This window comes from Microtetraspora sp. AC03309, assembly GCF_020826795.1.
Lineage (GTDB): Bacteria > Actinomycetota > Actinomycetes > Streptosporangiales > Streptosporangiaceae > Microtetraspora > Microtetraspora glauca.
Genome location: NZ_JADDIL010000026.1, coordinates 67046 through 92348, shown reverse-complemented (window position 1 = coordinate 92348; position 25303 = coordinate 67046). Strand labels below are relative to the sequence as shown.

The window sequence follows — 25303 nt, the reverse complement described above, 5'->3', positions numbered from 1 at the left end:
TCACCGACGATCAGGGACGGATGGCGAAGCAAGGCGTCCGGGCGTCGAGCGCCGATCGTGTACGACGGCGGTGCCCGCCGCGAGGTCGTGGAGGGCGCGGCCGTCCGGAGCGAGCAACGCCACAAGGGCGTCCGCGATCAGAACGACCAACCCGACCTCGGGCAGCAGGGTGACGACCGGGAAGACCAGCGTGCGCAGCGCCGCCCGCCTCCCCCGCAGTCCGTGTGGACGCCGTCCCCCCTCCTGCCTCGGCACCGCACCCGCCGCGACCGGCGTGGTGGCCGCCGGGTCGGCGGTCGAACCCGCGAGCACGTCCACGACACGCCTTGTGATCATGGGGCCCGCGGGGACGACCCGCAGGCCGAGCAGCCGCTGTCCCGGCGTCCGCCCCCACAGCACATGCTGCGACCAGAAATAGAGGAAGATCGCCAGCATGATCGCGTGCGAACGCGGCTCGAAGTCGAGCGGCCACGAGGCGACCCGGTTGAGCACCCCGTGCTCCAGGCCGGACCCGGAATCACCGGGGATCATGGACAGCAACCCCCTGAGGACGGCCCCCAGGATGTGGACGACGATCAGATAGTCGACCAGGAGCGCCACCGACCGCCGCCAAACCATTCCCCTGTGCTCGTACGGCACGGGCGACCCGGGTGCGGGAACGACGGCGACGGACACGGCCGTGCGCGGGAGCGGCGCTCGCGGACCACGGGGTGTGAGCGTCGACGCGAGCAGCACCAGCAGGGCGGTCACCAGCAGGGCGGTCACCAGCAAGGCCGTCTCCGTGCTTCCCCAACCGCAGGCCACCTCGCCGAACCAGGCCCGGCTGAGCAAGGGCACCGGGGCACACGCCTCGCTGTCGAAGTAATCCCACGTGAGCGGCCGGGCGACGGCCATGAGGGCGAGCGCGGCGGCTCCTCGTCGCCCCGCCACGCGTGGATCGCCGCAGCCGCGACCGGCGAGGAACGCCCCGACGACCAGCAGCGCGGGAACCGCCCACATCTCAGAGACGCTCAGGATCGCCCCGATGTCCGTCCGTACCGGTGTCAGAAGCCAGTCCACCCATGAGGAGTGGCCCCAGCGGCCGACGCAGTCGAACCCTGAAACGGTCCCGCCTGGTTCCGACTCGAACCGCCACCACTCCCAGGTGGGGTACCCGGCGGCGGCGACCGCCCCCAGCCAGATGGCAAGCGCGGCTCGCGCGGCCCATGAGGTGATCTTGTCGACCATAGGGGCGAAACCCTAGTGATCATGCCAGGGCGGCGGCAACGCCCACGATCATCATGATGAGCGACACGGCGGTGACCGCGCTTCCGGCGATCACCGCCGTTCTGCGGCCCCGCCGTACGCCGAACACGTACAGGACCACGTACGGGAGGAAGGCCAGCGCGCCGGCACCGAGCGCGGGCAGGGCCAGCGCTCCCAGGACGCCCTTCACACCCGTGGGAAGGGCACGGTCGCCCTCCGGGGTGAGCCGGGCCGGGATGACGTCGCCCGCCCGGGAGTCGGGAGAGGCGTCCACATTTACGGCGTCGCCGCCTCCGTCCGGCGTGAACCGTCCCTTGCAGTCGTACCGGCCTTTCCCCAGGGACTCGCAGGAAACGACCGTGAGCGTGCCGGGGGTGCCGATCTGACCGGTCGCGAGCCGCAGATCCGGTACGGAGAACACGAACGGGAGGACGCCCAGGGCCAGCCAGCAGAGCAGAAGGATGCTCATTCCGACGGGACCGGGCATGCGACCACCCCGAATGGGGGTCACCGGCGAGGTGAGCGACTGAACGGCGTCGGACAGGTCCATGGGATCACCATGGGCTCAGCCGCTTGTGCCTGACCTGCAACCCACTGCCCCGCCCCGGTGGAACCGGTCTCAATCCCGGTAAAGATCGGCCACCTCGATCAGCCGCACCTCGTCGTCGCCCGACGCCAGCTCGCGCAGCTCGTCGGTGAATCCCGCCGCGCTGAAAAGGACGAGCCGTGCGGCGGAGGCATCGACGTCCGTGCGGCCCCGCAGCACCTCGCGGACCCGCCGTAGGCGTTCCGCATGGCCCAGTCCGACGCGCTCCCCCCACTTCGCCTCACCGATCGCCAGAAGCGGGCGCCTGCTTCCCGTCGCGGCTCCGGTCACCACGACATCCACCTCGTGGCTCGTGCGCCGGGCCGCGTCGTTGACGACCCCTCGGCCGACGTGCGATGGCGATGCCGTGAAGGTTTCGGAACCAGCGTAGAACTGGGCCCAATCACGACACAGTGCCTCGAAATGAGGGCCGACGACCCGCCCGCGGAACCTGTCACTGCTCTCCTCCCACACCCGAGCCGCCTGCCCGGCGCGGTCAAGCCGTGACCATTCAGGTCGCATGACCGCGTGGTAGAAGGTCACGAGCGGTTCGGCGATGCAATACGTCGTGCGTGCCGCCCGGAAAACATCCTCCTCACGTCTGACGAGTCCCGCGTCCTCGAGCACTGTCAGGGGATGTGCGAGGTCCGTCACCTTGCGTCCGATGAAGGACGCGATGCCGCTGCGCGCGTTGTTGCCGGCCGCGATGGCAGAGAGCACCGAGTGGTACAACCCCTGATCCCGAAGGTTCGGCTCCTCTGCCAGCAGGTGACGCGCCTCGCGGAAGAGAGGACTGTCCCGATCGAGGACGTTCCGCACGATCCACGGCCCGAAGTCGCTCAGGCTCTCTGGCCGATCTCCGTGAAGGAACTCCGTACGGTAGGCAGGGGTTCCCCCCACCACCGAGTGGGTCAGCGCGGCCAAGCGCGGGTCATCGATATCCCAGAAGCGCGCGGCAAGGCGATAGTCGAGGGTCGGAACCACCATTTCCAGCCCGGCTCTCCCTCTCAACGGAGCGTTTCCGGTGAGGAGCCGGCCCATGAAGGACATCGCCGAGCCACACAACAGCAACCGCGTACGCGACTGTGTCCGCTCATTCCGGTTGGGCGCGTACGCGCGTTGGATGATCGAGGGCAGCGAGGGCGTCGCCTGGACCAGATACGGAAACTCGTCGATGACCACCGGGACCGGCCGGTCCCGGCCCAGAGCGAGCAACCAGTCGACCGCCTGGTACCAGTCGGCGAGACCGACGGCCGAAGGCAGCCCCAGGTGCTCGGCGAGTTCGGCGCCGAGCCTCGTCAGGGTCTCTCTCTCAGTCGCCTCCGTGGCGGCGAAGTAGAAACCGCCCGCCGCCTTGCAGAGGGCGTCAAGGAGGAAGGTCTTGCCCTGCCTTCGGCGGCCGTAAATGACCCCGATGGTCGCCCCCTTGGCTTCGTTTCCCACGAAGCGGGTGAGGGAGGCCCACTCGCTGTCCCTGTCGAACATGTGGGCAGGCTTGTCCATGGCGCCCCTCCCAGATAGATAACTACAGTTATAATAACTGTAGTTATCTATCCGAAGGCAGTCGGTGGACGACAGCGCCGCGGGCGGGCGTGACAGTGATCTGGCAGCGGCGGCCGGGACAGTGCCGCCATGGGCAGTGACACAGACAACCGCACAGACGTTCTCGTCGTCGGCGCGGGGCCGACCGGCCTGACTCTCGCCATCGACCTCGCCCGGCGCGGCGTCGGCTTCCGGATCGTCGAGAAGGCGCCCCGGCCGTTCGACGGATCCAAGGGCAAGGGACTCCAGCCGCGCACCCTGGAGGTGTTCGACGATCTCGGCGTGGTCGACCCGCTCCTTGAGACGGGCACGGTCTATCCCCCGCTCCGGGTCCGGATCGGCAGGGTTCCGGTGTACCGGGGCCGGATGCACAAGCTCAAGGACCCGACCCCCGCCGTGCCGTACCCCATGGTGATCATGAACCCGCAGTGGCGCACGGAGGCGGTGCTGCGCGAGCGCCTGGCCGAGTTGGGCGGCACGGTGGAGCAGGGGGCCGAGCTGGTCGGCCTGCGGCAGGACGAGGACGGCGTGAGCGCCGTGCTCGGCACCGGCGAGACCGTGCGGGCGGGTTACCTGGTCGCGGCGGACGGCGGCAGGAGCTTCGTGCGCAAGACGCTGGAGGTGGGATTCGCCGGGGAGACCCGCGATGAGGAGCGGATGCTCATCGGTGACGTCCGGATCGACGGGCTCGATCGCGCGCACATCCACGTATGGGTCAGGCCGGGCAAGGGGATGGTGGCGCTGTTCCCCATGGCGGGCACCGACACCTTCCAGTTCATGGCCCAGCTGCGGCCCGGAGTCACGCCGGAGCTGACCCTGTCCGGCTTCCGGAAGGTGTTCGCCGAGCGGTCCATGCTGCGCGACGTCCAGATCGGCGAGCTGCTGTGGGCCTCGCTCTACAGGGTGAACATCCGCATGGCCGAGCGATATCGGGTCGGGCGGGTCTTCCTCGCGGGTGACGCGGCCCACGTGCACTCGCCCGCCGGCGGCCAGGGGCTCAACACCGGCGTGCAGGACGCGTACAACCTGGGCTGGAAGCTCGCCCGGGTGCTGTCGGGAGCGCCGGAGGCGCTGCTGGACACCTATGAGGAGGAGCGGCTGCCGGTCGCCGCCCACGCTCTCGGTCTGAGCACCGCCCTGCACGACAAGAAGGCGTACAAACGCGACGAGGAGACCCAGCAGCTCCTGCTCAGCTACCGGGGCGGTTCGCTGGCGCGGCGGGGAGGAGATCGGGCGCCGGACGGCCGCCGCCACCTGGCGGACGGGACACCCGTGCGGTTGTTCGACCTTTTCCGGGGGCCGCATTTCACGCTGCTGTCGTCGGGGCCGGTGCCCGCCGTCGTCGCCGACGTGCCCGGCCGCGAGATCCACGCCCACGAGCTCGCCGAGCCGTACGGGGACGAGACGTATGTGCTGGTCCGGCCGGACGGATACATCGGGCTGGCCACGTCGTCAGTCGAGGAACTCGCCGCCTATCTGGCCATGGTGTGAGTTCCAGGCGGCGGCGAACGCGTCCGGGCCGAGCAGGCCGGCGCAGCGTCCGATCAGCTCGCGGAGTGCCTCGTCGGCGGTGTCCTCGATGCCGCGCAACCGCCGGGCCGTGCCGAGCAGGATCGCGGCCCGGCGCGGGTCGCCCACGGCCAGGCACCACTCCGCGACGCCCTCGAACACGGCCGCTCTCGCGATGTCGTCGTCGAACGCGCGGTCAAGGGCGGACCGCGCCCAGGCACGGCCCTCGTCGAGCTCCAGCGACCGGCACACCTCGACCTCCAGCAGCGAAAGGAACTGCGGCGGCGCGAACAGCCCGTCGAGCAGCCCGACGGCCAGGTTCAGCCTGCGCGACGCCTCCGCCCTGTCGCCGCGGCGGCGGGCCAGCTCGCCCAGCGCGTGCTCGATCCTGGCCAGGGCGAGCACGTCACCGGTCCGCTCGACGCCCTCCCGCGCCGCCGACAGCCCCGCCCGCGCTCCGGCCAGGTCGCCGGTGCGCCCGCGCAACTGCGCCAGCCGTACGGCGAGCATCCCCGGGGCGGGCAGCACCTGGGGACAGCCGATCTCCGCCGCGCTCGCCGCCGCCTGCTCAAGCACAGCAAGCGCCCTCGCCGAGTCGCCCCTGTTCTCCAGCGCCAGCGACAGCCAGTAGCGGGCCATCGACAAACCCCAGCGTTCTCCGATCTGGAGATATCCGGTCAGCGCCTCATCCAGCAGTTTCTCGGCGGCGTCGGCGCCTCCGGGGGTGAACTCCAACATGACGAGCCCTCGCACCAGCCGGACCGTGGCCCGAGCCCAGGGGTCGCGGTGGTCGGCGAACCCCGCCGTCGCGGCCCTGACCTGGTCCACGACGTCTCCGCCGTACCCGTCCGCGAGTGACCACGCCACCAGGGCGACCGGCCGGTCGGACTCGCGCAGCACACGCGGCGCGTCCCCCGGCCGGCCGGCGGGGTCGATCACCCGGCACAGGGCGTGCTCCAGCTCCAGCCCCTCGGGCGGCTCGCCCGCGCCGAGCACCGCCGCCCACTCGGCGGCCTCGCGCCGTTGCCCGCGCATGATCCACGTCCACGTGAGCGCGGCGAACAGCCGCAACGCGGCCCGGCGGTCGGTCGCCACGGCGTGACGCAGGGCGGCGTCGAGGTTCCCGCGCTCAGCGTCGACCTCCGCCAGCACCCGCACCTGCTCGCCCGTACGCAACAGGGGGTCGGCCGCCTCGGCGAACTCCAGACAGTGCGCCAGATGGGCCCGCCGCACCCCCTCGGCATCGGCGGCGGCGAGCCGCTCGGCGGCGAATCTGCGCACACTCTCCAGCAGCCGGTAGCGGTCCCCGCTCGCCTGGACGAGCGATTTGTCGACCAGCGAGACCAGCACGTCCAGGTCGGCCCCGCAGACCCGCTCGACCGCCTCGGGCGTGGCGCCGCCCGCGAACACCGACATCCGCGCCAGCAACGTGCGCTCGTCCTCGTCGAGAAGATCCCAGCTCCAGCCGATGACCGCGCGCAGGGTGCGATGCCGCCGCTGTGCCGTACGACTGCCGCGATCCAGCAACCGGTCCCCGATCCCGGCGGCCAGCCGGGGGAGAGTCAGCGAGCGCAACCTGGCCGCCGTCAGCTCGATGGCCAGCGGCATACCGTCGAGCCGCGCGCAGATCGCGGCCACCTCACCCGAGGTCGACTCGTCGAGCGCGAAATCCGGGCTGACGGCGGCGGCCCGATCGGCGAACAGCTCCATCGCGGGAGCCAGGTCCAGTGGCTTCACGGGGTGGAGCGTCTCGCCCGGCAGATCGAGCGGTTCACGGCTGGTGGCCAGGATCCGCACGCCCGGATTCGCCGCCAGCAGCTGCTCCGCCAGCTCCGCCACCACCTCGACGACGTGCTCGCAGTTGTCCAGCACCAGGAGCATCCGCCGGTCGGCGAGTTCGGAAATCGGCCCCACAGTGTTGCGCAGGACCGCCGCGACGGCGTCCGCGCCCACCGGAGCCAGCTCGACCAGCCGCACACCGTCGGGAACCAGAGCCGACGCGTCCGGGCCCGCCACCGGAACCATGCGTGCGGCCACCTCGATCGCGAGGCGGGTCTTGCCCGCGCCACCGGGCCCGGTGAGCGTGACAAGGCGCCGATGTTCCAGCAGCTCGCTCACCCGCCGTACGTCATCGGACCTGCCGACGAAGGTGGTCAGTCCGGCGGGCAGGTTGTCCCGCCGGACCGGAGCCGCACCCCCGCCCAGCGCGGTCATGTGCGCCGCGCGCAGATCGTCGCCGGGATCGGTCCCCAGTTCGTCGGCCAGCAGCAGGCGCACCCGTTCGTACGCCGCCAGCGCGTCCGCCCTCCGCCCGTCCGCCAGCAGCGTCCTGATCAGCAGCACGTGGTACGGCTCCCGCAACGGATGCGCCGCCACGAGGTCACGCAACTCGGCGACGAGGGCGGCTCCGGGGACACCGGTCGCCAGATCGGCCTCGACACGGTCGCCGACGGCACACAGCCGCATCTCGTCCAGGCGCGCGGCCGGAGCCGCCGTGAAGGCCAGCCCGGCGGCGTCGGCCAGCGCCTCGCCCCGCCACAGTGCCAGCGCCTCCCGCAGCCGGGCGGCCGCCCGCGCCGGATCTCCCTCGCGCAGTGCGCGCCTGCCGCTGTCGGCCAGGTTCTCGAACTCGGCCGCGTCCACGTCGGCGTCCAGGCGATAGCCGGCGGGATGCGAGACGATCAGCGTCCCCACCTGCCGTCTGATCCTGGAGACCAGCGACTGCAGCGCGGCGCTCGGGTTCTCCGGGGGATCGGTCTCCCACAGATCATCGATCAGCCGCTCGGTCGTGACGACCCGCCCGGGGTCCAGCGCGAGCCGGATGACGAGGGCACGCAGCCGGGCACCCCTGATCTCCGCCGCCGATGTCAGCAGTGGTCCCAGAATCCCGACTCGCACCGGCCCATTGTCCCGTCCATCGAACCGGAGGCCGCACCGCCGTGGGCTTGCCGTAAAACGACACCGATCGTGACTTATCCGGCTATCGTGCTGCTCGCCAACGTGAACCGACAGCCGGGACGCTCTCGGACGCCGAGGAGCCGCCGGGCGAGGAGAAGACATGAGCGAGTACGCGGCGACGTTCGACCTCGTCGACAGCGACGACGACGGCCTGATCTCGGCCGAGGAACTGGTGCGCCTCATGGAGGTGCTCGGCGAGCGGATCACCGTCGAGGGCGCCCAGGGTGTGATCACCAAGGTCGACACCGACGGCGACGGTCTCATCAACCTCGACGAGTTCGGCGCCTGGCTCCAGAGCGGTCGCCCGCTCGCCTGACCTACGTCGCGCCGCTGGTCCGCAGTCCCCGGGCCGGCACACGGGCGTGGAGGCCGAACCGGGGATCCACCTCCCGCCTGCCGTCGAGAAGGTCCGCGACGTACCCGGCCAGGGCCGGTGCGTGCTTGAAGCCATGCCCCGAGTCGCCACCGAGCAGCCACATCCCGCCGGAAACCTCGGCGATGATCCATTCGGCATCGCGGGTGAGCGTGTACTGGCAGACCTGGCTGAACAGCACCGGCGCACCCGCCAGGGAGGGGAACCTGCGCCGCAGGTAGTCGCGGGCCGCCTCCTCGCTCTCGGGCAGGACGCGGCGGCTGCCCTCCTGCGGGTCGAACGGCTCGCCCTCGACGTCGCTGGTGACCTTCATCCCGAGCCCGTCCACGTCACCGTGGCCGTACGCCGATCCCTCGTAGTCGCAGAACGCGGGCAGCGGCGGCGTGGACCACTCCCGTGGCACGTCGAAGTGCAGCGTGTCCTGCCGGGTCACCTCGACCTCGGCATCGAACAGGGTGGGCAGCCATCCGCCGCAGGCCCAGACGACCCGGTCCGCCCGCAGCACCTCACCGTCGGCGACGATCGCGGGCCCGGCGTTCCCCTCCGCGTCGCCGTACGGCACGGCCCTGGCGCGGACGAGGGTGACACCGGCCGCGACGGCGAGCCGCGCCGTCACCTGGGTGGCGCGACGGGCCCGGATCAGCCCTGCCTCCGGCTCGTACAGCACGAACGCCAGGTCGTCCCCCTTGAAGCCGGGGAACCGCCGTCCCGCTTCGGCGGGATCGAGGAACTCGTGCGGGATGTCGAGGTTCTTCAGCACGTGGGCGCTGGCGCGCTCCCAGCCGTCCTCCCGCCGGGCGAACCACATGAGCCCGGCCTCCAGATACAGCTCCTCACCGGTCCGCGCGCCGAGTTCCCGCCAGCCGTCCCTTGCCTGCCTGGCCATCCGCGCGTACCACTCGTCGGCGCCGTGCGCGGCCCGCAGCAGCCGCGTCTCCCCCGCGCTGGCCTGCCGTACATGCCCGGGGGCGTACTGCTCGACGAGCGTCACCCGCCATCCCGTCTCCGCCAGCCGCAACGCCAGCGACGTTCCCCAGATGCCCGCCCCGACCACGATCGCCGTCTTCACCCGTCCCACGGTGGGCGATTTCCACCCGGCCCACAACCCCCACGCCGTACGGCCGGCCGGGGCGTCCGCCCACGGCGGCGAAGCGAAGAGGGCGGCCCCGCCCGGCCCGGCCCTGAGCGGCCGGATCGAACGGCCCGAGCCCGGCTGCGGGCCGAAAGTGGCGATAATCGCACCTGAAGGCGGGGGTCTCCGCGCTCGAAGGAGATTGTGATGATGGCGGCGGAATCGGCACAGACGCTGGAGCGGGGGCTGCGGCTGCTGCGGCTGCTCGCCGACGGGAACCGGGGGCGCACCCCCACCGAGTTGGCCCAGGAGCTCGGGCTGAGCCGCCCCGTCGTCTACCGGCTGATCACGACCCTGCAGAACGAGGGCTTCGCCCGGCGGGACGCGGAGGGCCGGGTCCACCTCGGTTTCGGGGTGCTCGTGATGGCGCAGGCCGTACAACCCCTGCTGCGCGCGGCGGCGCTGCCCGCGCTGCGCGCGCTCGCCGAGCGGGTCGGCGCCACGGCGCATCTGACCGTGGCCGAGGGCGACGACGGAGTGGCCGTCGCCGTGGTCGAGCCGTCGTGGACCGACATGCACCTCGCCTATCGGGAAGGCTCCCGTCACCCGCTCACCCGCGGAGCGGCCGGGCTCGCCATCCTCGCCCTCCGCGACGAGGCGGAACCGGAGACCGCGGCGACCCGGCCGTTCCTGGTCACCGAAGGGCAGTTGCAGGAGGGCGCGCGCGGGATCGCCGTCCCCCTCCGCGGGCTTCCCTGGCTGGAGGCCTCGGTCGGGGTCGTCACCTTCGGCCTGCTCGACGTCGACACGGTCGGTCCCCGCGTCGTCGAGGCCGCCCGCGACCTCGCCCACACCCTCGCCCAGTGATCCCGTCCCCGCGGTCGCCCACAAGCGGTGGAGAAACGGGCGACGGACGACAGTCCGCCGTCAGGTGCGCCGGTGCCGCGGCAGCAGCCCACTGACCACCCCGAGGACCAGGGCGAGCCCGGCCGCGATGAGGAAGACCCGGTCGTAGCCGGCGGCCAGGGCGGCGACCGGAGAGTTCGCGGAGGTCTCCGCCACGGCTGTGGCGCCGGCGGCCGTCGCGAGCACCGCCAGGCCGATCGACCCACCTACCTGATTGGCGGTGGCGACCATGCCACCGACGACCCCCGCGTCACCCTCGGGAGCATCCGCGGTCGCCGCGGCCATGAGAGTGGGGAAGGTCAGCCCGATACCGATCGCGATGAGCAGCGTGGGCCCGAGCACGCTGGTGGCGTAGCCGCCGGCCGCATCGGCCTGGGAGAGCCAGCCGAAACCGGCCAGGAAGCCGACACAGCCGGCCAGCACCAGGGGACGCGCACCGGTGCGAGGCAGCGAAGCGGCGGCCCACCGCGCGATCAGCATGAACGTCACCGCCGCGGGTGTCTGCCCAAGCCCGGCCTCGAGCGCGCTGTAGCCGAGGACGTCCTGCAGGAACAGCGACGTGAAGTACCACATCGCGATGGAGACCCCTCCGAGCAGCAGGAGCATGACGCTGCCCACGGCGACCCCCCGGATCGTGAACAGCCGCAGAGGCATGATCGGGTGCGCGGCGAAACGCGCTTCCACGACGGTGAACACGACGAGCAGGAGCAGGCCCGCGCCGATCGGTCCGGCGACCAGCCCGGACGTCCAGCCGTGATCGGTACTCCGCATGACCCCGTAGATCAGCGCGGCCAGCCCCGCCGTTCCGGTGACGGCGCCCAAGAGGTCGAGTGATTCCCGCCGGGCGGGTTGCGTGCGAACGAGCGAGGTCACGGCCGCGGCGATCAGCACCGCGCCGATCGGGACGTTGATCAGGAAGACCCATCGCCATGACAGGCCGGTGGTGAGGGCGCCGCCCGCGATCGCGCCGGCCATCCCGCCCACGCCGCCGGAGGCCGACCAGGCGCCGAACGCCCGGGCACGCGCGCGTGTTTCGGTGAAGTAGGCGTTGATCACGACCAGCGTCGCGGGGGCCATCATGGCGGCTCCCATGCCCTGCGCGACGCGGGCCGCCACCAGGGCCTCCGCGGTGGTCGCCAGGCCGCCGACCAGACTCGCGGCGGAGAACACGGTCAGACCGACGGCCAGCGTCCGGCGGGGGCCGAACAGGTCGGCGGCGCGGCCGCCCAGCAACATGAAGCCGGCGAAGGTGAGCAGGTAGCCGTTGACCACCCAGGCCAGGCCGGTGGTGGTGAAGCCGAGGTCACGGTCGACCGAGGGGAGTGCGACGTTAACGATGGAGGAGTCCAGGATCACCATGAACTGGCTGGCACACACCAGCGCCAGGACGATCCAGGCAGGACGGTTCTTCGCTGTGGCCTGGTTGCCGGTGAGGGGGCGGGCGGATAGGTGCGATGCCACGAGTGTCTCCTGAGTCGTGGATGGCGAGTGCGGATCTGCGGTGGGGATTCGGAGGGCGGTCGGCCGGTGCGGGTTGGGCGGGATCGTAGGTCGGCGTCGCCGTCTCACACGGTCTGGAGCGCTTTCCCGTCGGTGACGGTGTCGGTGATGCGGGTGCCGGCCAGCAGGCGGGTCGCGGTCCGGGCCAGCCGCCGTCCCTGGTACCGGGCCGCTTCCAGCGCCGCGGCTTGGAGATCGTTCCCGCTCGGTCCCGTCACGGCGGACGCGCCGTAGGGGTTGCCGCCCGCGGCGTGCACGGCCGGGTCGGTGAATCCGGGCGGGACGATCAGCGCGCCCCAGTGGTAGAAGACGTTGGACAGCGACAGGATCGTGGCCTCGTTGCCGCCGTGCCGGTTGTACGCCGAGGTGAAGGCGGTCACCGGTTTGTCGGCCAGGCCGCCTTCCTGCCACAGCCCGTCGGCCTGGTCGATGAACTGCTTGAGCTGCGCGGCCGGCGTGCCGAACCGGGTCGGCGTACCGAACGCGAACGCGTCGGCCCATGCCAGGTCTTCAACGGAGGCTTGGGCGATCGCCGCGGTGGCGTCGGCGTGCTGCCGCCACCGCGGGTTCTGGTCGATCGCGCTGTCGGGGGCCAGCTCGGCGACCCGCCGCAGCCGTACCTCGGCACCGGTCGAGGCGGCGCCCTCGGCGAGGGCCTGTGCGAGTGCGTGTACCGAGCCTGTCGCGCTGTAGTAGATGACGGCGATCTTCGCGGTCATATCGGGCTCCTCGTCGTCACATAGAATTAGTTATGCGGATAACGTTATGCGCATAATAGTTAGGCGCGTAACTAACTTGTCAAGGAGCGCCCATGGACTTCGACCAAGCCGACGCCATCAACCAGGCCATCCGCCGCCTGAGCCTGCGCCACCGCGCCAGGACCGCGGCACTGCTGGCCCCGCTCGGCCTGCACCCCGGACAGGAGGCGCTCCTGCTCGAACTCGCCCGGACCGGCCCGATGATCCAGGCCCAACTCAGCGAGGCCCTCGGCGTCGAACCGCCCAGCGTCACGCTCATGACCCGCAAGCTCGAAGCCTCCGGTCACATCCGCCGCACACCCGCCCCCTCCGACAAGCGCGCCAGCATCGTCGAACTCACCGACAGCGGCAAGGCGCTGACCGACCAGGTCAAGCAGCTATGGCGCGCCCTGGCGGAGGAAACCGTGACCGGCCTGCCCGCCCAGACCGTGGCGGAGCTACCCGGCGTCCTCAACACCCTGAGCGGCAACGTCGACGCCAGGCGCCTCGCCGTCTAGGCGGCCGCCGGGCGGTCGGCGGGAGCCGGGGCGGTGGGTGGGAGCCGGGCCTGGAACACCATCCTGCCCACCGCCCCATGGCGCGCGCTTCTTCACCGACGCCCCCACCACGATCTCCTCGCGATCTCCTCGGCCAGCCCCCAGGACACCGGATCCGGCGACTTCACCCCGGCCATCGCGACGCCCGCTTCGCGGCCGGGCCGCCAGGAGATGGGCCCGATCGCCACCAGACACGGGCCGCCGGCGACGCTCGCGGCCTTGCCGCAACCTGGGGATAAATCATCTATTTGTGCCCCAAGTGGTTTGACATCTCTGCGGCAATGGCGCATCGTCGTACGTATAGAGGACACCTACGTCCGGAATCCGTACGCGGAGGGTCGATGCCGTACTACCGTGTCGTGGGCGACGTGCCACGCAAGCGCCATGTCCAGTTCCGCCGTCCGGATGGCGGGCTCTACGCGGAGGAGCTCATGGGCGAGGAGGGCTTCTCGTCCGACTCGTCGCTGCTCTACCACCGCTACCTGCCGACCGCGATCGTGAAAGCGGAGGCCGTCGATCTCGCCGCTCCCGGCCTCACGCCGAACCTGCCGCTCTCGCCGCGGCACTTCCGCACCCCGGAGCTCGCCTCCGGCGGCGACCTGGTGACCGGGCGGCAGTCGCTGGCGGGCAACTCCGACGTCCGCATGTCGTACGTCGCGACCGACGCGCCCAGCGACCTCTACCGCAACTCGATGGGCGACGAGTGCGTCTACATCGCGAGCGGCCGGGCCCGGTTCGAGTCCACGTACGGCGTGATCGAGGCGGGCGAGGGCGACTACGTCGTCATCCCGACCGGCACCATCCACCGCTGGGTTCCGGAGGGCCCGGTCACCGCGCTGGTCGTCGAAGCGGCCGGGCACATCCGCCCGCCCCGGCGCTATCTGTCCGCCTACGGCCAGTTCCTCGAACACGCGCCGTACTGCGAGCGCGACCTGCGCGCACCCACCGAGCCGCTGCTCGTGGACGGCGAGGAGGTGCAGGTACTCGTCCGGACGCGCGGCGGGCTGACCCGGCTGACCTACGCCCACCATCCCTTCGACGTCGTCGGCTGGGACGGCTGCCTCTACCCGTACGCGTTCAACATCCACGACTTCGAGCCCATCGTGAAGCGGACGCACGCGCCGCCGCCCGTGCACCAGACGTTCGAGGGACCGGGCTTCGTGATCTGCTCGTTCTGCCCCAGGCCGCTGGACTTCCACCCGGACGCGGTGCCGATCCCGTACAACCACCACAACGTGGACTCCGACGAGCTGATGTTCTACGTCGGCGGCGACTACACGGCGCGTCGAGGCTCGGGCATCGGCATCGGCTCCATCTCGCTGCATCCGGCCGGGTTCACGCACGGGCCGCAGCCGGGCGCGGTCGAAGCCGTCGTCGAGGCCGTACGGCAGGGCCACACGGAAACGAGCGAGATGGCCGTCATGATCGACACGTTCCGCCCGCTGGACCTGGGGTCCGCCGCCCTCGCGTGCGAGGATCCGGCATACGCCTGGACCTGGGCCACCGCCCGGTGACGGAGAGGACGACGGTGACGCGAAGCTGGGTGCCGGGGGCGGACGAGTCGCTCTTCGGCCTGGACAACCTGCCCTACGGCGTGTTCTCACGCCCCGGAGAGACGCCGCGCGTGGGCGTGCGCGTGGGCGACCACGTGCTCGATCTCGCGCCCGTGCTGCACGACGAGGTGTTCGCCTCCCCCACCCTCAACGCCTTCCTCGCCCGGGGCCGTACGGCGTGGCGGGACACGCGCGCCCGGCTGCGGACGCTCCTCGCCGCCGACCGCGCCGACGAGTCGGGCGGGAACCGTGCGGTCGTCGAGCCGCACCTGATCCCGCTCGACCAGGTCACGATGCACCTTCCGGTCGAGGTGGCCGACTATGTGGACTTCTACGCCTCCCTGGAGCACGCGTCCAACCTCGGGCGGATCTTCCGCCCGGACGAGGAGCCGTTGAAGCCCAACTGGCGGCATCTCCCCGTCGGCTACCACGGGCGGGCCGGGACGGTCGTCGTCTCGGGCACCCCGGTCAGGCGGCCGTGCGGGCAGCGCATGCCGGGGCCGTCGTTCGGCCCCTCCACCCGGCTCGACATCGAGGCCGAGCTGGCCTTCGTGGTCGGCACGCCGACCCGGCCGGGCGAGCGGGCCGGGGCGTTCGAGGACCACGTCTTCGGGGTCACCCTGCTCAACGACTGGAGCGCGCGGGACATCCAGGCATGGGAATACGTGCCGCTCGGCCCGTTCCTCGGCAAGTCGTTCGCCACCTCGATCTCGCCGTGGATCACACCGCTCGACGCCCTCGAACACGCGAGGGTCGCGGGCCGCGAGCAGGATCCCGTCCCGCTGGACTACCTGCGCAGGCGGTCGCCGTGGGGGCTCGACCTCACCCTGCGCGTCGAACTGAACGGCGAGACGATCTCGACACCGTCGTACCGGGACATGTACTGGACTCCCGACCAGATGCTGGCCCACATGACGGTGAACGGCGCGTCGCTCCGCACCGGCGACCTGTACGCCAGCGGGACGATCTCCAGCGAGGGGGCCTTCGGCTCGCTCATCGAGGTGACCTGGAACGGCGCCGAGCCGGTCAAACTGGCCGACGGCACGACGCGCGCCTTCCTGGAGGACGGCGACACGGTGACGATCACCGCGACCGCGCCGGGCGGGATCGGGCTCGGAGAGGTCACGGGGAGGATCACCTCCGCCACGTAGAGTATCTATACTGCTACGGAGCGCCAGGAAGCGTCCCGTGGATCTTCGCCGAGGCGAGGGCCGGCCGGTGGGATCCCCGGGACGTGACCTGGATCTGGGGCACCGAGGAGGCAGGCGGCGGATGCGCTTCGTGGCATGGGCGACGACCGTTCTGCTTCTCGTCGCCGGATGCTCCGCCGTGACCGCGCCTCCCGAGGAACGGCCGCGCGTCCTGCCCCGCATCACGATGTCGCCGGCCGCGGAGTCCACGGCGGCCAGGCCCGACCGGGGGCTCGTGGTGAAGGCGCACGACGGCACGCTGACCGCCGTGGTGGCCTACGCGGGCGGCATGATCGTTCCCGGCGGGTTCAACGCCTCCCACACAGTCTGGCGGTCTGACTGGACGCTCGCCCCCGACACCGAATACGTCGTGAACGCCACCGCGGGCGCCCCGGGCGGCGACACGGCCCGGATCATGAACAGGTTCCGCACGCAGCGGCCGCAACGCTCGCTCGACGTGCTGTCCATCACGCCGAACGACCACGAGACCGTCGGCGTGGGGATGCCGATCATCCTGACGTTCGCCGAGGCCGTCGAGGACCGCCTGGCCGTGGAGCGCGCCCTGGAGGTCCGCGCGTCGCCGATCGCCACCCCGGCCGCGTACGGCCAGCACGGCACCAAGGCGTACACGAAGGCCTACACCGGTCCCGTCGACGGCGCGTGGCACTGGTTCGGCGACACCCAGGTCGTGTTCCGCACCAGGGAGCTCTGGCCGGCCCGGCAGAACATCGTCCTCACCGCCCACCTCTCCGGCGTGCGCTCCGCCCCCGGCACGTACGGCACGGCCGACCGTACGATCGCCTTCGCGGTCGGGCGGCGCATGGTCAGCACGGTCGACACGCGCACCCACCAGATGGTGGTGCGCAGGGACGGCGAGGTCGCGCAGCGCATGGCCATCAGCGCGGGCATGGCCACCACCAGGGAGTACACCACGACCAGCGGCGTCCATCTGACGATGGAAAAGGGCAATCCGGTCCGCATGATCTCGCCCGGCCGGTCCAAGGGCGACCCGGGATACTACGACGTCATGATCGGGCACGCCGTGCGCATCTCCAACAGCGGCGAGTACGTCCACGCCAAGAACAACGTGTGGGCCCAGGGCCGGGCCAACGTGAGCCACGGCTGCGTGAACGCCCGCCCCGACCAGGCGGCCTGGTTCTACGACAACGCGCTGCGCGGCGATCCCGTCATAGTCACCGGGACCGACCGAAAACTCGAATGGAGCAACGGGTGGGGTTTCTGGCAGCTCTCCTGGGACGCCTGGATCAAGGGCAGCGCCCTGCGCGTGCCGGGTCCGGTCCAGGCCTTCATCAGCTCGGTTCCCTCCCTGAAATCTTGAAATATCAGGTGTCGTCCATACAGAGTTAACGTAAAAGAAGGAACCCCTACGAAACGGGATCCGTTTATCGCTATGGAGGCGAGGAAATGGACTCGTGGATCATCTGGCTGATCCTGGCCGCCGGGCTGGGAGTCGCCGAGATCTTCACGCTGACCGCTGCTCTCGGGCTGATCGCCGTCGCGGCGCTGCTCACCGCGGGGGTCGCGGCCATCGGGTTCCCCATCGGCATACAACTCGTCGTCTTCATCGCCGCCTCGGTCGCCGGGATCGCCGGAGTCAGGCCGATCGCCCGCCGCCACCTGACCCAGGCGCCCACCAGGCAGTTCGGCGTCTCCGCGCTCGTCGGCCGGCCCGCGTACGTGACGCAGGAGGTCACCGGGCGGGACGGCCGGGTACGCATCGGCGGCGAGGAGTGGTCGGCCCGCGCCTACGACGAGACCCTCGTCATCCCCGCGGGCGCCACGGTGGACGTCATCGAGATCGAGGGGGCGACCGCCCTCGTCTATCCACGGGAGTGAGCATGGACCCATCCGTCATCGCGGGAATCATCGTCGCTCTGCTGGTGGTGTTCGTCGTGCTGCGATCCGTCCGGATCGTCCCGCAGGCCCGCGCGGGCAACGTGGAACGGCTCGGCCGGTACAACCGCACGCTCGGGCCCGGCCTGAACTTCGTGATCCCCTTCGTGGACCGGGTACGGCCGCTGATCGACCTGCGTGAGCAGGTGGTCTCGTTCAAGCCGCAGCCGGTGATCACCGAGGACAACCTGGTCGTCGACATCGACACCGTGCTCTACTTCCAGGTCACCGACCCGCGCGCCGCGGCGTACGAGATCGCGAACTTCATCCAGGGCGTGGAGCAGCTCACCGTGACCACGCTGCGCAACGTCGTCGGCGGCATGGACCTGGAGAAGACGCTGACCTCGCGCGACACCATCAACAGCCAGCTGCGCGGTGTGCTCGACGAGGCCACCGGCAAGTGGGGCATCCGGGTCAACCGCGTCGAGATCAAGGCCATCGACCCGCCGAAGACCATCAAGGAGGCGATGGAGAAGCAGATGCGCGCCGAGCGGGACAAGCGCGCCGCGATCCTCACCGCCGAAGGTCTCCGGCAGTCGCAGATCCTCACCGCCGAGGGCGAGAAGCAGAGCGCGATCCTGCGGGCCGAGGGCGAGCGCACATCCCAGATCCTCAAGGCCGAGGGTCAGGCCCAGGCGATCGACGAGGTGTTCCAGGCGGTGCACCGCAACGACCCCGACCCGAAGATGCTCGCCTACCAGTACCTCCAGGTCCTCCCGCAGCTCGCCAACGGCCAGGGCAACACGTTCTGGGTGATCCCGAGCGAGGTCACGTCGGCGCTGCAGGGCGTCTCCCGGGCGTTCACCGAGGCGCTGCCCCGCTCGGCGGCGACCCGCGACCGTGAGGAGCGGGAGCAGGAGCGGGTGGCGGGGACCGAGGCCGTCGCTGAGGCCGAGCGCGCCGCGGCGGAGGCGAAGGCCGCGGCCGAGGACAGCGAGATCGGCACCGGCCTCCCGCGCCAGATCGAGACGGCCAGGAATCCCCTGCCCGACCCGTTGGACGCCGCCCGCAGGCAGGCCGACCGCACCACCGAAACCTGAACCGCCGGCACCTCAGCCACCGAGATCTGAGCGACCGGGAAGGCGGTCTCCGTTCATTTCAGGGCGATCTGACGAACCTGACCCGGTCGACGAACCGGCGATAGCGGTCCAGCTCGCCCTGGACCGGTGTCAGCACCAGCCGCCGGGCGACCTCGACGATGCTCGCGCGCAGGGCACGGGCGGCCCTGCGCGCCCTGCGCCTGCCGCCCAGCCAGGCGATGGCACGGCACGCGACCGCGACGGCCAGGCCGGCCACCGCGCCTCCCACCAGCAGCACGGTCGGCCACGGCACCTCGCCCACACTCGGCGTGGGCGGTTCGGGCAGCATGAGCGCGGCGACGGCGAGCAGCCCGAGCAGCCAGGCCGCACCTGACACCAGCACGGCGAAGATCAGCCACTGCACCGCTCCCATGGCCCGCCACCAGCGTGGCCTCCTCGACGCGCCCAGGGACGTCCGGGCCACCGCCTGGTCGAGCGCGTCTCCCAGTTCACCCGCGTGCGAGCGGGCCGCGTGCCGGACGGCGGCCGCCCACGGCTCGGGCACCCCGCGCGCGGCCTCGGCCCCGACCTCGCGGATGGCCATGTCCACCTGCGAACGCTGTACGGCCGTCGCCGCGGGCACCGAGGTCCGGCCCGGCGTCTCGGTCACACCGCCGAGATGGAGCCGGCGCAGGGGGTCGGGGCGCAGCTTCCTCAGCCACCGCGTCACCGGCCATCCCGTCGCGGCGACGGCGCGGTGCCGGTGGGTCTTGGCCACCGCCTCGACGACCAATGGCACGGCCGCCGCCACCTCCAGAGCGGCGACCAGCGGGACGATCATCGATCTCGCCGACGTCTCCGCGCTGTCCGGCCCAGTGAGCGGCCCAGTGAGCGGGCCAGTGAGCGGCCCGGTGAGCGGCCCAGTGAGCGGCTCCGCCGCACCCTCGCAGGCGTCGGCCAGTGCGGCACCGGCCGAGGCGGCGTCGGCCCCGAGCCGCGACGCCCACGCCGTACGGCGGGACACCTGGCCGGCCAGCGCCTCGCGCAGCTCCGGGAGGCCCTCACCGGTGAGCGCGGACACGCCCACGACCCGCACCCCGGACAGGCCGTCGGCGGCGAGGAGCGAGCGCAGGTCCATCAGGCAGCGGTCGACGGCGTGACGCGGCAACCGGTCGACCTGGTTGAGCACGATCATCATGACGTCCCGGTGCCGTCCCAACCGCCGGAGATATCGCTCGTGGACGGCCGCGTCCGCGTATTTCTGCGGGTCGAGCACCCACACCAGCAGATCCACGACGGCGACCAGGCGATCGACCTCGAGGCGGTGGCTCAGCTCGATCGAGTCGTGGTCCGGCAGGTCGAGCAGGATGAGCCCAGAGAGGCCGTCGCCGTCCACCGCGTGCCGCAGGGGGACGTCGAGCCAGTCGAGGAGCGGCCCCGACCCGCTGGCCTCCCAGAGCGCGGCCTGGGCCTGCGCGGTCATGGGCCGGGTCACCCCGACGTCGGCGAGCGACGTCCCCGACAGAGCGTTGAACAGCGACGACTTGCCGCTTCCCGTCGCTCCTGCGAGGGCGACGGCGGTGTGCTCGACCGAGAGGCCGCTCCGCGTGCCCGCGCGGGCCACCACACTCCTGGCCTGCTCGATCACCCCCCGGCCGAGCCGCCCCTCGGCCAGGTCCGCGGCCTCGCCGAGCGCCGCGAGCCGGTCGTCCAGCGAGACGCCGGCCTTCCTGCGCGACAGCTTCACCGCGGATCACCGGGAGCGCCGCCCTCCCCGCCGTCAGGGGCCGGCGTGACCGGGAGCTCCCGCTTCCGCTCCTGTACGGCTTGCGCGGCGGCCCGCAGGTTCGCCGAGGCATCCTCGCCGGGCCCGACGCCGTCGAGCAGCTCGGTGAAGCGGGCCAGTTCGTCGTCGAGGAGGGCCCGGACACGCCTGCGCAGGTCCTCGCGGGCCTCGTGGGTCAGTGCCCGTACCGCCTGGTCACCGAAGATCGCCTCCAGCAGTTTCTGGCTGAGCACGCTGGTGCCGCCGGCGATGCCGATCTCGATGCCGGTGATGCCCCCGGTGGAGGCGAAGGCGCCGAGCATGAGCAGCAGTCCGAGGCCGTTCACGCCGAAGGAGGCGGTCCTGGCCGCGACCCGCTTGCTCATGCCCTCGGTGCGTACGAGTTCGAGCACCTCTCCCTGCCAGGCGCGCACCGCCGCACCGGCCGTGTCGCGCAGATCGGACGACGTGCGGCCGAGCCGGCCGGCGGTGGAGACGCCGACGCGTTCGAGCAGGTCCCGGCCGGCGGGCATGGCCAGCCAGGACTCCACGGCGCGTTCTGCCGCGCCTTCCGCCGAGGACCGGATCAGCGACTCCACGCCGCTTTCCAGCGCCACCCGGAGCTCCCGGTCGGGGGTGGGCCGTCCCATGACGAAGGCGACGACGACGTCGCGCACCCGGCCGACACGGGATTCCAGGGAGCGCATCAGGTCGCCGGTGCCGATGAAGTCCTGCCAGCGGGCCAGCACCTCCCCCCTGAGCAGCGAACCGTCCCGCATGCCCTCGTCGAAGGCCGACATCGCCGAGTCGTACGACTTCGCCGCGACGTCGCGGAGCGCCGCGATCCCCTCCCGCTGCCGGTCCGCGTGCGCGGCGAGGACGGGCACCCGGACGACGAGGCTGTCCAGGGCGCCGGACAGCGTCTGGCGTACCACCTCGGCGCGGGACCGCGCGTCGGCGGACAGATCGGCCAGCCAGTCCGTGATCGGTCGTACGGCCTCGGCGGGCAGTCGCGCGTTCTCCGAGGGGAGGGCCGATTCGAGGACGGCGAAGAGCGGCGCACCGGCCAACCCGTTCTCCCGGAGCAGGCGTTCCAGGTCAGCGGTGACCGGGCCGAGGGCGTCCGGCGGCACCCGTTGCAGGATGATCGCCAGAGCCGTGCTGCGCTCGCGGGCGCTGCGCAGGAAGCTCCAGGGAACCTCGTCGGCGTAACGGGCGGCGGTGGTGACGAACAACCACAGATCGGCGGCGGCGAGAAGTTGCGCGGCGAGCTCGCGGTTGGCCGTGACGACCGAGTCGATGTCGGGGGCGTCGAGCAGCGCCAGCCCCGGTGACAGGGTGTCCACCACGGCCACCTTCAGCGTTCCCGGCTCTCCCTGGCCCGGCCCGGTGACCCTGGGGAGGCCGGGCAGCACGCGGCCGGACATGAACCACGGCGCGTCCTCGGGTCCGGTGACGAGGGTGGGCGCGAGGGTGGTCGGCCGGAGCACGCCGGGTTCGGTGACGTCGGCGCGGGCGATGGAGTTGACCAGGGTCGACTTGCCCGCACCGGTGGAACCGCCGACGACGGCCAGCAGGGGCGCGTCGATGTCCGCCAGCCGGGGCAGCAGATAGTCGTCGAGCTGCCCGGTCAGCTCCTTGAGCGCACGGCGATCCGCCGCGACGTCCCCGATCTCCAGGGGGAAAAGATCGTGATCGAGCTGACGTCGCAGCGTTCCGAGGGCTTCAAGCAGCCCGGTGCCGCCCGCCATACCCTCGGACCTTCCCCACCGAGCCCCCCTGAATGCCCGCTAGCTCGAACTTTCCACCACAACCCCATGCAAAGGCGGCATGTCGAGAGCGACCCGCGGTCGTCAGGCGGACGGCTGGGCTGAGGGTTCGGGGAGGAGGGTGCGGCACTTCTTGACCGCCGCGGCGACCTTCGGGTCGTTCTGGTCGAGGTTGCGCCAGCTCTTCCCCTCGGCGACCTCGGCGCCGTTGTCCTTCAGGCAGGTGAGGAAGGGCCGCAGCGCGGCGGTGTCCGCGGCGTCCGGGCCGCGTCCCTCGTCACCGCCGGAACCCCCCGGGCCGCCGGGACCGCCGGGACCGCCGGGACCGCCGGGACCGCCACCGTAGCCGCCCGGACCGCGCCCGCCCTCGGGCATGAGCGACCGGCACGCCTCCATGGCCTTCTGCATCTCCGGCGACATGGAGCGGAAGCCTCCCGGTCCCCCGCTCGGGCGACCGCTGGGAGCGCCGCTGGGCCGCGCGTCGGGCGCGTCACCTGGGGCGTCACCGCCGCTGCCGTCCGGCGCCCCGCTGGGACGATCGGTGGGACGGCCGCTGGGACGACCGCTGGGACGACCGCTGGGCAGGGTCACGCCGTTCTCCCGCAGGCAGTCCATGTACGCCGCGCGCTGGTCACCACCGCCGCCGCCGTCGCCGTCACCGCCGTCTCCCCCGCAGCCCGAGACGGTCAGGACGGAAACCGCCACAACGGCGGTGTACAGGAAACGCACGGTGATCAACCTGGCCTCTCACGCAGGGGTGCACGCGGGCGGCCGGCTCCGGCGTCGCGAAGCCCGCGCCACGGCGATCCACTCCAGCCCAGCAATCTTGGCACCACATCGGGCGCCGCTGAGGATCACCTGTCAACCGGCCACGGAACAGGCTCGAACAGAACGCTCGACAGGACACTCAGCAGGACGGAAGGCGGACCCGGAAGACCGCTCCTCGGCCCGGCGGAGACTCCGCGGTGATGGTGCCGCCGTGCGCGTGCACGAGGGCGGCCACGATGGACAGCCCGAGCCCGGTCCCGCCCGTGTCGGCCCGGCTGCGCGCCGGGTCCGCGCGGTAGAAGCGCTCGAAGACCCGCTCGACGTCCTCCTCGCGCAGGCCGGGTCCCTCGTCGGCCACCTCGATCACGACCACCTGGCCGTCCCCTGCCCCGGCGTCCGGCAGCGTCCCCACCCGGACCTGGAAGGCCGTGCCCGGAGGGGTGTGCCGGAGTGCGTTGCCCACCAGGTTGCCGATCACCTGGCGGAGCCGGTGCTCGTCGCCGAGCGCCTTCACCGCCCCGTCGGAGCCGTCGAGCCGCACAAGGTCGATCTCGCGATCGGGGGCGAGCGTCTGCGCGTCCAGTACGGCTCCCGCGGCCAGGCTGAGCACGTCGACGGCCCGCTGCTCCAGCGGGCGCTGCTGGTCCAGGCGGGCGAGGAGCAGCAGATCGTCCACGAGCAGGCCCATCCTGGCGGCCTCGTCCTCGATCCGGCGCAGCAGCCGCACCGGGTCCTGCGAGCGCTCCTGCCGGTAGAGCTCGGCGAAGCCCCGGATCGACGTGAGCGGCGTGCGCAGTTCGTGCGACGCGTCGGCCACGAACCTGCGCATCCGCTCCTCGGACCGCCGTGCGTCGAACGCCGACCTGCGCGCCACCGCCTCCGACGCCTCACGGTCCTGGAACGCCGCCTCGATCTGGGACAACATGCCGTTGATCGCCCGTCCCAGCCGTCCGATCTCGGTACGGCGATGCCGCAGCGGCAGCCTCCGGGACAGGTCGCCGCCCGCGATGGCCTGGGCCGTACGCTCGATCTCTCCGAGGGGGCGCAGGCTGCGCCGTACGAGCCAGTAGCAGGCCAGGCCGAGCGCGACGAGCACCGTGAATCCGACCCCGGCCACGATGACCACGAGTTGGGAGACCGTCCCGTCGATGTCGGCGAGGCTGACCGCGACGACGCGGGTCATGCCACCCGGCTCGCCGATGGCGACCACACGCCACTTCCCGCCGGACGGCGAATCGGCGGTGAACAGCATGCGGCCCATGCGCTCCGTGTCGGCGGACGTGAGCGCGGGCAGGGTGGGCGGATCGACGTTCGGCGGCTCCTGCACGGTCTGTACGAGGTTGCCGTCCGCGTCGAGCAGGACGATGTAGTAGAAACCCGGCTGCCGCTGGGGCCGGGTCCCGCTGGGGGCGGGCGGGACCCGGTCCTGCTCTCCCTGCGGGTCGTTCCTGGGCCGGATGAACCCCGTCAGCTGCCGGTCCACCCGGTCGACCAGGTAGCCGCGCAGCAGTTGGACGGCGAAGCCGCCGGTGAGCGCTATCGCCAGCGTCACCAGCAGCAGCGTGGCTCCCACCAGGCGGAGCCACAGAGGAGTGCGGGCGAGCCGCCTCTTGACCTCAGCGACGCGGAGCACGGAGGACATAGCCCACGCCGCGAAGCGTGTGGATGAGCTTCGGATCCACCGTGTCGATCTTGCGTCGCAGGTAGGAGACGTAGGACTCCACCACGTTGCGGTCACCGCCGAAGTCGTAGTGCCACACGTGGTCCAGGATCTGCGCCTTCGACAACACCCGGCCGTGATTGATCATGAAATAGTGCAGCAGCTTGAACTCCGTGGGCGAGAGCCGTACCTGCCGGCCCGCGCGCCACACCTGGTGCGCGTCCTCGTCCATCTCCAGGTCGGCCACCCGGAGCCGGGTCGAGGGGGTGCCGTCGCCGCGGGTACGGCGCAGCACGGCTCGGATCCGGGCGAGCACCTCCTCCAGGCTGAACGGCTTGGTCACGTAGTCGTCGCCCAGGGACAGCCCGGTGACCTTGTCGCCGGTCGCGTCCCGCGCCGTCAGGAAGACCACGGGAACCCGCCGACCGGCCGCCCTGAGCCGGGCGCTGACCGCGAAGCCGTCCATGTCGGGCAGCATCACGTCCAGCACCATGAGGTCGGGCCGTACCCGCTCGGCGATCTGGACCGCCTCTCGCCCGTCGGAGGCGGTCACCACCTCGAATCCGGCGTACCTCAGGCTCACGGAGAGCAGCTCTCTGATGTTGGGCTCGTCGTCCACGACGAGCAGGCGTGCCTCCGTCGTCATCGGGTGGTCTCCCTTCGGCGGTTCGTCCGCGTCG

At 71.7% G+C, this 25303-nt stretch carries 21 protein-coding genes; 9 read left to right on the top strand and 12 right to left on the bottom strand.

Going from position 1 to position 25303, the window contains the following annotated elements; genetic code table 11:
* The 3 genes from IMZ11_RS17695 to IMZ11_RS17685 all read right to left on the bottom strand — a co-directional run bounded on the left by IMZ11_RS17695 (position 1) and on the right by IMZ11_RS17685 (position 3334).
* Entirely contained in the window at positions 1-1227 is a 1227-nt protein-coding gene (locus tag IMZ11_RS17695; protein ID WP_228642748.1) for an RDD family protein, read from the bottom strand.
* 19 nt (positions 1228-1246) lie between these two features.
* A complete protein-coding gene (locus tag IMZ11_RS17690; protein ID WP_228642746.1) occupies positions 1247-1795 on the bottom strand; it encodes a hypothetical protein in 549 nt (182 codons plus the stop codon).
* 69 nt (positions 1796-1864) lie between these two features.
* A complete protein-coding gene (locus IMZ11_RS17685) occupies positions 1865-3334 on the bottom strand; it encodes an ATP-binding protein (protein ID WP_228642743.1) in 1470 nt (489 codons plus the stop codon).
* Between the two features lie 129 nt (positions 3335-3463).
* Between IMZ11_RS17685 and IMZ11_RS17680 the strand changes: the two genes are divergently transcribed.
* A complete protein-coding gene (locus IMZ11_RS17680; RefSeq protein ID WP_228642742.1) occupies positions 3464-4864 on the top strand; it encodes an FAD-dependent monooxygenase in 1401 nt (466 codons plus the stop codon).
* Here the strand turns inward: IMZ11_RS17680 and IMZ11_RS17675 are convergent.
* Entirely contained in the window at positions 4826-7780 is a 2955-nt protein-coding gene (locus IMZ11_RS17675) for a BTAD domain-containing putative transcriptional regulator (protein ID WP_228642740.1), read from the bottom strand. The two genes, IMZ11_RS17680 and IMZ11_RS17675, sit on opposite strands and share 39 nt — an antisense overlap.
* A gap of 160 nt (positions 7781-7940) precedes the next feature.
* On the opposite strand from IMZ11_RS17675, the gene IMZ11_RS17670 reads away from it, so the two are divergent.
* Positions 7941-8156 carry an EF-hand domain-containing protein gene (locus tag IMZ11_RS17670; RefSeq protein WP_061260868.1) on the top strand — a complete coding sequence of 72 codons (216 nt, stop codon included), beginning with the start codon at positions 7941-7943 and terminating at the stop codon, positions 8154-8156.
* Between the two features lies 1 nt (position 8157).
* Here IMZ11_RS17670 and IMZ11_RS17665 read toward each other — a convergent pair whose 3' ends face one another.
* Positions 8158-9282 carry an FAD-dependent oxidoreductase gene (locus tag IMZ11_RS17665; protein WP_228642738.1) on the bottom strand — a complete coding sequence of 375 codons (1125 nt, stop codon included), beginning with the start codon at positions 9280-9282 and terminating at the stop codon, positions 8158-8160.
* A gap of 210 nt (positions 9283-9492) precedes the next feature.
* Here IMZ11_RS17665 and IMZ11_RS17660 point away from each other — a divergent pair, with 210 nt between their 5' ends.
* On the top strand, positions 9493-10152 hold the full coding sequence (locus IMZ11_RS17660; protein WP_228642736.1) for a helix-turn-helix domain-containing protein: 660 nt from the start codon (positions 9493-9495) through the stop codon (positions 10150-10152).
* A 60-nt stretch (positions 10153-10212) separates the two neighbouring features.
* On the opposite strand, the gene IMZ11_RS17655 is transcribed toward IMZ11_RS17660, so the two are convergent.
* A complete protein-coding gene (locus IMZ11_RS17655) occupies positions 10213-11652 on the bottom strand; it encodes an MFS transporter (protein ID WP_228642733.1) in 1440 nt (479 codons plus the stop codon).
* Positions 11653-11756: 104 nt separating this feature from the next.
* Entirely contained in the window at positions 11757-12410 is a 654-nt protein-coding gene (gene wrbA / locus IMZ11_RS17650) for an NAD(P)H:quinone oxidoreductase (protein WP_228642731.1), read from the bottom strand.
* Between the two features lie 92 nt (positions 12411-12502).
* Between wrbA and IMZ11_RS17645 the strand changes: the two genes are divergently transcribed.
* From IMZ11_RS17645 to IMZ11_RS17620, 6 genes are all read left to right on the top strand, one after another.
* Entirely contained in the window at positions 12503-12946 is a 444-nt protein-coding gene (locus IMZ11_RS17645) for a MarR family winged helix-turn-helix transcriptional regulator (protein ID WP_228642729.1), read from the top strand.
* A gap of 380 nt (positions 12947-13326) precedes the next feature.
* Positions 13327-14499 carry a homogentisate 1,2-dioxygenase gene (locus tag IMZ11_RS17640; protein ID WP_228642727.1) on the top strand — a complete coding sequence of 391 codons (1173 nt, stop codon included), beginning with the start codon at positions 13327-13329 and terminating at the stop codon, positions 14497-14499.
* Positions 14500-14513: 14 nt separating this feature from the next.
* Positions 14514-15689, top strand: a complete 1176-nt coding sequence (fahA, locus tag IMZ11_RS17635; protein ID WP_228642725.1) for a fumarylacetoacetase — start codon at positions 14514-14516, stop codon at positions 15687-15689.
* A 121-nt stretch (positions 15690-15810) separates the two neighbouring features.
* Entirely contained in the window at positions 15811-17067 is a 1257-nt protein-coding gene (locus IMZ11_RS17630) for an Ig-like domain-containing protein (RefSeq protein WP_228642723.1), read from the top strand.
* Positions 17068-17153: 86 nt separating this feature from the next.
* A complete protein-coding gene (locus tag IMZ11_RS17625; RefSeq protein ID WP_061260850.1) occupies positions 17154-17585 on the top strand; it encodes an NfeD family protein in 432 nt (143 codons plus the stop codon).
* A 2-nt stretch (positions 17586-17587) separates the two neighbouring features.
* On the top strand, positions 17588-18682 hold the full coding sequence (locus IMZ11_RS17620) for an SPFH domain-containing protein (RefSeq protein WP_228642720.1): 1095 nt from the start codon (positions 17588-17590) through the stop codon (positions 18680-18682).
* Positions 18683-18740: 58 nt separating this feature from the next.
* Here the strand turns inward: IMZ11_RS17620 and IMZ11_RS17615 are convergent, their stop codons facing one another.
* The 5 genes from IMZ11_RS17615 to IMZ11_RS17595 form a co-directional block, all read right to left on the bottom strand.
* Positions 18741-20408: a YfjP family GTPase gene (locus tag IMZ11_RS17615; protein WP_228642718.1), complete on the bottom strand. Its 1668-nt coding sequence runs from the start codon at positions 20406-20408 to the stop codon at positions 18741-18743.
* Positions 20405-22177, bottom strand: a complete 1773-nt coding sequence (locus IMZ11_RS17610; RefSeq protein WP_228642716.1) for an ABC transporter — start codon at positions 22175-22177, stop codon at positions 20405-20407. Before IMZ11_RS17610 ends, IMZ11_RS17615 begins: the two co-directional genes overlap by 4 nt.
* A gap of 102 nt (positions 22178-22279) precedes the next feature.
* Complete coding sequence (locus IMZ11_RS17605) at positions 22280-22900, bottom strand: hypothetical protein (RefSeq protein WP_228642792.1); 621 nt, start codon at positions 22898-22900, stop codon at positions 22280-22282.
* 202 nt (positions 22901-23102) lie between these two features.
* Entirely contained in the window at positions 23103-24596 is a 1494-nt protein-coding gene (locus IMZ11_RS17600; RefSeq protein WP_228642714.1) for a cell wall metabolism sensor histidine kinase WalK, read from the bottom strand.
* On the bottom strand, positions 24580-25269 hold the full coding sequence (locus IMZ11_RS17595) for a response regulator transcription factor (RefSeq protein WP_228642712.1): 690 nt from the start codon (positions 25267-25269) through the stop codon (positions 24580-24582). Before IMZ11_RS17595 ends, IMZ11_RS17600 begins: the two co-directional genes overlap by 17 nt.
* Positions 25270-25303 lie beyond the last annotated feature (34 nt).